Origin of the sequence: Kitasatospora sp. MBT66 (assembly GCF_000710405.2) — a bacterium.
Taxonomy (GTDB): domain Bacteria; phylum Actinomycetota; class Actinomycetes; order Streptomycetales; family Streptomycetaceae; genus Kitasatospora; species Kitasatospora purpeofusca.
Genome location: NZ_JAIY01000015.1, coordinates 69,219 through 76,344, shown reverse-complemented (window position 1 = coordinate 76,344; position 7,126 = coordinate 69,219). Strand labels below are relative to the sequence as shown.

Annotated in this window: 5 protein-coding genes; 1 reads left to right on the top strand and 4 read right to left on the bottom strand. The window is 73.5% G+C overall.

Going from position 1 to position 7,126, the window contains the following annotated elements:
* The 4 genes from BI06_RS35500 to BI06_RS35485 all read right to left on the bottom strand — a co-directional run.
* The coding region (locus tag BI06_RS35500) for a caspase family protein (RefSeq protein ID WP_043475251.1) at positions 1-3,798 on the bottom strand (3,798 nt) is incomplete at its 3' end.
* 137 nt (positions 3,799-3,935) lie between these two features.
* The gene (locus BI06_RS35495; RefSeq protein ID WP_043475248.1) at positions 3,936-4,298 is read right to left on the bottom strand and encodes a hypothetical protein; all 363 of its coding nucleotides are present in this window, start codon (positions 4,296-4,298) and stop codon (positions 3,936-3,938) included.
* The gene (locus tag BI06_RS35490) at positions 4,295-4,849 is read right to left on the bottom strand and encodes a universal stress protein (protein WP_051742628.1); all 555 of its coding nucleotides are present in this window, start codon (positions 4,847-4,849) and stop codon (positions 4,295-4,297) included. The genes BI06_RS35495 and BI06_RS35490 overlap by 4 nt, the downstream gene beginning before the upstream one ends.
* Positions 4,850-5,020: 171 nt before the next feature.
* Positions 5,021-5,674 carry a TetR/AcrR family transcriptional regulator gene (locus tag BI06_RS35485; RefSeq protein ID WP_051742627.1) on the bottom strand — a complete coding sequence of 218 codons (654 nt, stop codon included), beginning with the start codon at positions 5,672-5,674 and terminating at the stop codon, positions 5,021-5,023.
* A gap of 306 nt (positions 5,675-5,980) precedes the next feature.
* On the opposite strand from BI06_RS35485, the gene BI06_RS35480 reads away from it, so the two are divergent.
* Positions 5,981-7,075 carry a substrate-binding domain-containing protein gene (locus tag BI06_RS35480; RefSeq protein ID WP_043475245.1) on the top strand — a complete coding sequence of 365 codons (1,095 nt, stop codon included), beginning with the start codon at positions 5,981-5,983 and terminating at the stop codon, positions 7,073-7,075.
* Positions 7,076-7,126: the final 51 nt, after the last annotated feature.

The window sequence follows — 7,126 nt, the reverse complement described above, 5'->3', positions numbered from 1 at the left end:
TGAGATGACTTCATAGTCGCTCTCCTCGAAAGTCACCGGCACAGCCGTGCCCGCAAAGGGATGCCCGAGCGCGGCCAGACCGTCGATCACGTCACGTGGCCGACGGTTCGTGGCCTCGGCCACGGCCAGCACCTTCCAGAGCGGCACGGGTGCGCCGGGTGACAGCCAGTTCGGGTCCTGCCCCGGATCAGGCACGAGCAGGTTCTCGGTACCGGGAGGCAGCGGGAACAGCAGGTGGTCGGTCCGGCCGGCATCGAGCGCCTCGAGCCGAGCGACCACGGCCTCAGGCGACCATTTCAACTCCTCCGCGGCGAAGAGGACATGCCCGAGCGGCACCGGCTTCGCCGCATCGAGCCAAGGAGGCCGGCCATTGACCCGGCGACTCAATACCGCGAGGTCACCGTCAAGGACCTCGTCCGGTACCGGCTGGCCTGCCCTCAGGGAGTACCCCAGCTCCGCGAGCCTGGCGGCCACCTCTGTGGGACGGCGGCGCACCCACCGGGCGACCGAGAGGACATGTCCCAGCGGTACTGGTTCCGCCGGATCCACCCATTCGGCGGCCCCGTTCAAGACCAGGTCTTCGAGGGGCGCCGGGAGATTCCATCGCACAAGACCCTCGTCGGTAGGCCTGGCGACCGCCAGTCCGCTCCCACCGGCCACGGTGACGTCGCTGAGGCCACCGGCGGCCGCCCAACAGAGCATCCGCCAGTCCACCAAGTGCTCCGGCACCACGGACCTGACGCCTTCCAGTCTCAGCTGGGACCGCTGCCAGCCTCCTTCCACCAGCAGACGGGAATCCGAAGGGAAGCAGCCGAGGACGGTGATGTCCACTTCGTTTGCCCCCACCAACCACGGTCGATAGCTCGCTGCAACCGCCGCTTCGAGGACAGCGTCGGCGAGGACGGGGTGGTGGTCGACCAATAGGGACAGCCACTCGCGGTTGAGGATCGTGCCGCCCTCGCGCACCAGTGCCGGGATCTGCTGGTGCAGCAGCAGGGCCACATGTGCCGCGTCGTGACCGAGAGCCCGGGTACGGTCGACGGTCAGCCGCGGCGCCTGCGTACCGCTCAGGTCGATCACAGCTCCGAAGAACGGCGAGCCCACCCAGAGGCCGTCGGCCAGAACGCCGCCCCAAGAGCTGGTCCACCACACAGCGGCATGGTCAGTTGCACCGACGCGTACCGACCTGTGCCGCGCCGCAGCGCGGGTGGAGGGATCCTTCAGGCCCAGCGGCGCGAACGGCGACAGCACCCCCGCCGCCCACTCCAGCCGCTCCCCCGCGTCCTCCGCCGTCACGTCGTACGGAGCGATCCACAGCAGCCGCCCCAGCAACCCCGTGCACGACGGCGCCGCGTCCGGGTTCCGCAGGTGCAGCCGCACAACGGTCCCGGCGTCGTGCCCCCGCCCCAGGTTGCGGATGCGGAAGACCGAGCCGGGGCCCGCGATGTCCACCTGGAGGCGGTCGCCGGGGTGGCCGTCGCGGTCCAGGCGGCAGGTGGTGACGGAGATGTCGTCGGCCATCATGAAGTAGCTCAGCACCCCGATGCCGAAACGGCTGTTCGGGTGGAACTCAATACCTTCGGCCCGCCAGGCCGCCTGCTCGTCGAGGAACTCGGGCAGGTCGGCGAAGCGCATGCCCGCGTACGAGAAGACCTCGCGCAGTTCGCGCTCGCCCATGCCGATGCCGTTGTCCCGGCACTCCAGGTAGGCCTGGCCGCGCTCGTCCACGCCCCGGCGGAAGTCGATCCGGCCCGTCCACGCGGGCACGTGCGGGTCGCGGCGGCGGAGGTAGGTGGTGCGGGCGTCCCGGTAGCGGCAGGCGTCGAGCGCGTTCTGGTACAGCTCGCGGATCGCCAGCGCCTGGTCGCCGTAGAGCTGCTCCCCCATCAGGAGTTCCTGGATCCGGTCGTCCGCGAGCCGGAACCGCAGGTCGGTGGACTCGTAGATGGGCCGGCCCCGCTCGTCCGCGGCGGCGTGGACCTGGTCGGCGGTCGCGTGGACGGGCAGGTCCTGGAGCGGGGCGAGCTGGGGGTCGGTTCCGGCGTGGAGATCGATCGCGCCCAGCAGGGTGTCCAGCCCGGCGGCGTGCTGGCGGAGCGCCAGGCCGACCGCCGGGTGGTGGCAGGCGGCGGTGAGCACCCTGGTCCGGCCGCGCGGGTCCCAGCGCGCGCCCTGGATCGTCCCGTGCAGTTCGGCGAGGTCGACCGCGTACGAGATGCCCAGGTGCTCGACCACGACGTCCGGCAGTCGCAGCGGGTCGACGGCCAGCTGGTGTGCCACCGCGAGCAGCGCGCCGAGCAGTTCCTCCCGGACGTACTGCTCCGCCTCGGTGGCGCCGGCCAGTTGGCGGACCGGGCGGCTCGCGGTGGTGTCGTAGGAGGTCCGGAGCGAGCGCAGCAGGCTCGGGAGGGCGTCCAGGGCGAACAGTTCGGCGACCAGGTCCCGGTCACCGGGAGCCGTGAGGTGCTCGGTGAGCGCGCCGACCGGTCCGCGCAGGGCGGTCAGGACGTTCTCGTGGTGGCCGCCCGGCTTGCCCGCCAGCCACTGGCGGAACAGCCACCAGGCGATGCCCGCCGCCCCCGCCCGGTCCCCGCAGCGCTCGGCCTGGGCGGCGCGCCGGACCAGCCGCGCGCGGCCCGTGACGAACTGCTCGTAGCCGGCCCGGAGCGGGGCGGGGGAGGCGACCGGTGCCAGGTCGGTGGGCCCGACGGACAGTGCCTCGACCGCGACCCGGTTCGCGCAGGCCACATGGACGAAGGGCGCGGCCACCAGCAGCGCCGCCTCGGCCGGGGCGAGCGCCAGCTTCTCGGCGTTGAGGACCTTCGACAGCAGCCAGCCCAGTCGGCCGGACATCCGCTCGGCGAGGTCGGTCAGCCGCCACGGGTCCTCGGCCAGGGCCCGTTCGTCGGCGGCCGCGAGCGGGGCGAGCCGCTCGACCAGGGCGGTCACGGCCGTGTGCATCGCCTCGGCGCCGGGGCCGTCGGCCACCTGCCGCCAGGCCGGGTGCTCCCGGGCCCGGACCACCCAGGGGTGCTCCCCCGCCGCGCCGACGGGCTCACGGTCCGGCCGCTCGAACAGGACGAAGCCGTCGAGCCCGCCCTCGGCGCGGACCCTGACCTGCTGGCGCGGGCACTCGTGTTCGCCGGTGAGCGCGTCCACGGCCGTCTGCAGCTGCTCCTGGAGGTCGGCGAGGGTGCGCGGGCCGGTCTCGCTCGCCACCACGGTGCTGAGCGCCCGCGAGAAGAGGCTGAACGTGGTCCCGCCCGCCGTGGCGTAGCGGGCGCGTTCGCCGGGCGAACAGGCGTAGACGTGGCAGTAGTGCCGCTTCCCGACCCGGCGGACCTGCGCCTCGGACCAGCCGACGGCGTTGCTCGGCGCCATCTCCCGCATGACGATGCCCTCGCGGCAGGCGTCGACGAGGACGGCCACGTCGCCGGCCAGGCTCTGTTCGACGTAGGGGGCGAAGTCGAGCGCCAGGCACTTGCCGCGGAAGTCCCGGGCGCTGGTGAGCGCCCCCTTGGGGACCAGGTAGTCGGTGCCGTCGTGGTGGATGCCGTGGCCGCTGAGGTAGACCAGCAGCGTCTGACCGGCGGCGGCCTGCTGGAAGAAGGTCTCGACGGCGGCGTCGATGCCCTCCCGGTCCGTCTCGTCCGGCTCGTGGACGACCACCTCGTAGCCGGCCGAGGACAGCGCCTCCTCCAGCTCGGCGAGGTCGTCCCGGACGAACGGGAGGTCGGTGATGTGCTCGTCGCGGTACTTCGGCACGCCGATCAGCAGTGCCCGGAAGGATCCCTTCATCGTCCGCTCGTCGTCCGCGCCGGCGGGTCGATCGTCACGACCGCATGCTTCGCCTGCTCGAACAACGCGTTCCCCATCCCCGGCGGCTGTCAGCGAGATGACACATCATAGGTCGCTCCGCCGGGGCCGCCGAGTCGTCATGCGGCGAGGTCGTACCGCCCGCCGGGGCGCGGGCCGGGCGGGGCCGTGAGGAGGGCGGCGGCGAGGGCGGCCGCGGTGAGGAGGAGGACGTGGGCGGCCTCGGCGGCCGGGGCGGCGAGGTCGAGGGCGCCGTGCCGGTGTTCGACGAAGCCGTTGTGGAAGAGCCAGGCCGCCGGGCCGATCAGCGCGGCGGCGGAGGGACGGGAGCGGCCGCCGACGGCGGCGCAGAGGGCGGCGTAGGCGGCGAGCGCGACCCAGGTGGGGCGGAGCTCGCCGAGGACCGCGAGGGCCGGCAGCAGCGCGGCGGACGTGGTGAGGGCGACCGCGGCGGACATCGAGGGGGCGAGGCGCGCGGTCATACCGTCACCGTCAGGCGGGTCCGGGGGTGGCGCTCCATGGCCTCCAGTTCGCGCTGGAGCGGCGGTTTCGGGACAGCGAGCACCGGGCACGTGGCGTGCCGGACGCAGTAGGCGGTGATCGACGGGTGCAGGGCGCGGGCGAGCAGGCCGCTGGGGCCGGCGCCGAGGACGAGCAGGTCGTCCGGTCGGTCGGCGCAGCGGACCAGGGCCTGCCCGGTCTCGCCGCGGACGGCGACGCTGCGCAGTCGCACGCCCGGCCGGGTGCCGCCGAAGGCCTGGTCGAGGGCCTCGCGCAGCCGGGTCGCGGCCGCGTCGCGGCAGGCGGAGAGGAGCGGCGGGCAGGGTGACCGGCGGTAGCCGAACTCGCCGCCGACCGGGGTCCAGCAGTGCACGGCGAGCACCTCGGCATCGAGCCCGCGGGCCTCGGCGACGGCGCGGTGCAGGGCGGCGAGGCTGCCGAGCGAGCCGCTGACGCCGACCACGATCCGGCCCCGGCCGTCGTCCTCGGGCGCCCACGACCCGTTGGGGAGGGCTGTCGGCTCGTCCGCCATGGCGCTGTCCGTCCTTCCGAACCGGTCACCGGTCGCTGATGACCGGTGTCGTCGGTGCCAGCCAAGCCCGGCGGAGGGCAGAGGGGCGGTTCGTTGACGGAGCTCTGACGCGGGCGGGGCCGGTCCGTACGGGTTCCTGACGCGGGGCGGTCGGGCAGTCGGGCAGGTGGGTCAGGTGTCGGCCGGGGTGTCGGCCGGGGTGTCGGCAGCCCAGAGTTCAGCGAACATCCGGTCCAACCGCTCCTCGCCGACCGGCGGGACGGGCAGCGGGTGGGCGGCCCGGGCGCGGAAGCCGTCGAGCAGCAGCGCGAGGTGGCGGCGCCACAGGTCGGGGCGCAGCTCGGTGGCCGCGGGCAGGACCCGGCAGAGCGCGCCGAACACGAACAGCAGGTCCATGGTGGTGACGTCGGCGCGCATGGTGCCCTGCTCCTGCGCGCGGGCGACCAGCGAGCCGACCGTCGCGGCGTTGCGCCGACTGATCCCGAGCAGCCCCGGGACGGTCGGGACGGCCCGGGTGACCAGGTCGTTGATCCCCCGGTCCGCGGCGACCAATTCGAGGATCCGCTCGAAGTAGCACTCGATCGCGCTCCAGGCGTCCTCGGTGGCCAGCGCCTCGTCCACGGCCTCGGCGAGCAGGTTCGCGGCGTTCGCGAAGACCTCGGCGACCAGGGCCTGGCGGGTCGGGAAGTGCCGGTAGAGGGTGGCGTTGCCGACGCCCGCCTCCTTGGCGATCTGGTCGAGCGGCACGTCCAGCCCGTGCCGCGCGAACAGGTCGCGGGCGGTGGCGAGCAGGAGGTCGCGGTTGCGCCGCGCGTCGAGCCGCAACCGCGCGGGGGGACGTGGACCACCACCGGGACCACCGGGACCGCCGGGACCGCCGGGACCGCCGAGGCCCGTCCTGCTCACTGCCATGTCCCGACCCTAACAACGCGGGAGGCCTCCGCCCGCCCGGCCCCGGGCGGGTGGCCCGGGCACCACCGGAGGAAGAACAGGTGGTGGTGAGGGGACCGGAGGAGCGGGCCCGACCTGCGGTGACGCCGCGCATCCCAGAATGCTGGGGGCTTTCGGGCGCCGGACGGGCGGCTCAAGGATGCCGATGACCGCACCGTCCCCCGACCGGGAGTCCACCCCATGCTTCGCCTCGCCGCCCGGGCCGCCTCGGCCCTCGCCCTGGCCTCCGCACTGGCCCTCGCCGTCACCACCCCCGCCCTCGCCGACCCGCCTCAACTGGCCCCGACCGACATCGTCGGCGTGGGAGCGGGAGTCACGGAGCAGTTGCTCAACCAGCTCTCCACCGGGTACAACGCCTCGCTGACCGCCGCCGGCAACACCGCCTCGCCCCGGCTGTACAGCTGGGACTCCACCGGGTCCGCACAGATCACGACCAAGACCGGGGCCACCACGATCAGCCGACCCGACGGGAGCAGCGCGGGCCTCCTGGCCCTGAACACCACCACCAGCAGCACCGTCGACTTCGCCCGCAGCGTTCGTGCCCCACGGCCTACCGACCCCACCACCAACCTCTTCGTGGCCATGGCCAAGGACGCGATCAGCTGGGCCGCCCCGGCCGGCGGCTACGCGCCGGCCGGCCTGACCACCGCCCAGCTTTCCGAGATCTACAACTGCCGGGTGACCACCTGGCGGCAGATCGACCCGTCCCTGCCCGACGCTCCCGTCGTTCCGGTGCTGGCCGGACACCTCTTCGTGGACCAGCTCGGCGTCGATGGTGTGCCGATGGACTCCTCCGACTACTTCCTCCGGGCCATCGACTACGTTCCGAGGCACAACAGTTCCGGCGGACAGGACCGCTCGTGCGTCCGGGTCGTCGAGCACGGTGATCGGGGCACCGACCCGGTCCTGCACGACCCCGGCGCTCTCGTCCCGTACTCGGTCGGCCGCTACGTCGACCAGGCGTACCTCGGGCACACCCGGCCCGGGGACGACCCCGGTGTGCTCACCGTGCGCAGCCTGAACGGGATCCCCGCCGTGGATCAGGTGACCCACAGGATCAACTATGTTTTCGCGGCCAGCCAGTTCGGGTACGTCCTCACCAACACGGTGCGCGCCGCCGAGTGGAGGAGCACCGACGCCCATGGAAAGGCACTGCAGGACATCTTCGGCCGCAACGGCTGGATCTGCCGGTCCGACGGCGGCGCGCCCGTCATCCTCGATCGCGGCTTCATCCCCATCTCCTCGACCGCCTGCGGCACGACCATGCACAGCTGAGACGCGGCACCGGCCGTACGCCGTCGGTCCCGGGCGCGGTGTCCGTGCCCG

Coding starts and splice junctions, on each gene's coding strand:
- BI06_RS35480 (WP_043475245.1), top strand. CDS start 5,981: ATGCTTCGCCTCGCCGCCCGGGCCGCCTCGGCCCTCGCCCTGGCCTCC.
- BI06_RS35495 (WP_043475248.1), bottom strand. CDS start 4,298: ATGACCGCGCGCCTCGCCCCCTCGATGTCCGCCGCGGTCGCCCTCACC.
- BI06_RS35490 (WP_051742628.1), bottom strand. CDS start 4,849: ATGGCGGACGAGCCGACAGCCCTCCCCAACGGGTCGTGGGCGCCCGAG.